The organism is Pseudomonas sp. P5_B2 (assembly GCF_056400445.1).
Genome location: NZ_JBFULH010000812.1, coordinates 1 through 1,586 on the forward strand (window position 1 = coordinate 1; position 1,586 = coordinate 1,586).

General features: G+C 56.3%; 2 protein-coding genes. Both read right to left on the minus strand.

The window, feature by feature from the left end; translation table 11 throughout:
• On the minus strand, positions 1–1,248 hold a 1,248-nt coding region (locus AC1DRJ_RS27030), incomplete at its 3' end, for a restriction endonuclease (RefSeq protein ID WP_477804844.1).
• A 225-nt stretch (positions 1,249–1,473) separates the two neighbouring features.
• Positions 1,474–1,586: hypothetical protein (locus AC1DRJ_RS27035; protein ID WP_238346834.1), on the minus strand; the 113-nt coding region annotated here is incomplete at its 5' end.

Genomic DNA, 1,586 nt, shown 5'->3' on the forward strand with positions numbered 1-1,586 from the left:
TACCAGCACCTTGTAGTCGGTAAGCAGGCCGCGCTGGACGGCCTCGGAGAAGTTGATGACGAACAATTCTTTGCCGTACAGCGCTTCGTCATCCATCGAGCAGAGGGTGACTTCGCCAGACTCGGCCTTGACCTTGGCGCTGTCACCGTAGATACGCGGTGTGGCGGTCATGTACAGGCGCTTTGTGGCGCGGATGTAGTCGGCGTCGTGAACGCGCACGAAGGTGCTTTCGTCATCGTCGTCAAAGGTGGCGCCGGTGGTGCGGTGGGCTTCGTCACAGATGATCAGATCAAAAGCTGCCAGGCCGTGCTCATGCTGGGCGCGGCTGATAACGTCGATGGAGTGGTAGGTAGAGAACACCACGCTCATGTGCTCGGCATCGTGGCGCTTGAGCATTTCCGCCGCTAGGCGATCTGCCTTGGTAGTGGCCGGGTAGCGCAGTTCGTGAGCAAAGACCTGGGGAACATCCTCATCGGCCTTGCGCTTCTTGCCTACGTCGCTGTCGGAGCACACGGCGAAGCTGTGGAGCAGGGTTTCACTTTCCTGCGTCCATTCGGTGAGGGTCTGCGACAGCAGCGACAAGCTGGGCACCAGGAACAACACACGCTTGCCCTTACCTGCCTGTTGTTCAGCGATCTTCAGACTGGTGAAGGTCTTACCGGTGCCGCAGGCCATGATCAGCTTGCCGCGCTCGGCCTCTTTGAGGCCTGCTGCAACAGCATTCAGCGCAGTTTTCTGGTGATCCCGAAGCTGCTTGCGGGCCTTGAATGCAACAGCATGCTTGGGCTGGTATTTAGCCCAGTCGATCTGGCTGTCTTCCAGCGCTTGCAGGTCGATCTTGTTGATCGAAAGCTGTTGGCCCTGCAAGGCGTCTTCGGCGTGTTCGCTCCAGTTATTGGTGCTAGCAACGATRATGCGRTGCGAGAACGGMGCCTTGCCSGAKGCGGTAAARAAGCTRTCGATGTCYTTYTTCTGGACGCGGTAGTCCTCRGCGTACARCTTGCACTGGATGGCATGAAACTCACCGGTGCCCTGGGTGCGTGCGACTAGGTCGATGCCGGTGTCGCGACCGTCCAGCCCTTGCTCCTTTGCCCAGTCGGCATACATCCACACCTTGTCGTAAAGGTCGCGGTAGGTGGCCTCGTTGCGAAGGTAGGCGAAAATTAGCTCTTCGAAGTAGGTGCCTTTTTCGCGTTCGGTGACAGACGTAGATCGGTAGGTGTCGAGCAGGGATTGAAGGGCGGACATTGAAGAGGAATTCCTTTTAGGCACGACAGGTGCGTCATGGGCACCAAATCTCAGCAGTCTACCAATTGGAGAGAATTGCTACAGCTTCTGAGGGGGGCTGGGGGCACTTAGGTATCTGCGGATGACAAACCAAAAAGGCTGCCAGTTGGCAGCCTTTTTGGTGAAGCCGTTTCACATTTAGTGAGAAGGTTTCTCGATCTAGTGATTTTGAGCGGTTGCTGAGGTTCAATCCCAGCTCAACGCCCCACCAGTCTGATACTCAATAACCCGCGTCTCAAAGAAATTCTTCTCTTTCTTCAAGTCCATAATCTCGCTCATCCAAGGGAACGGGTTAGTCG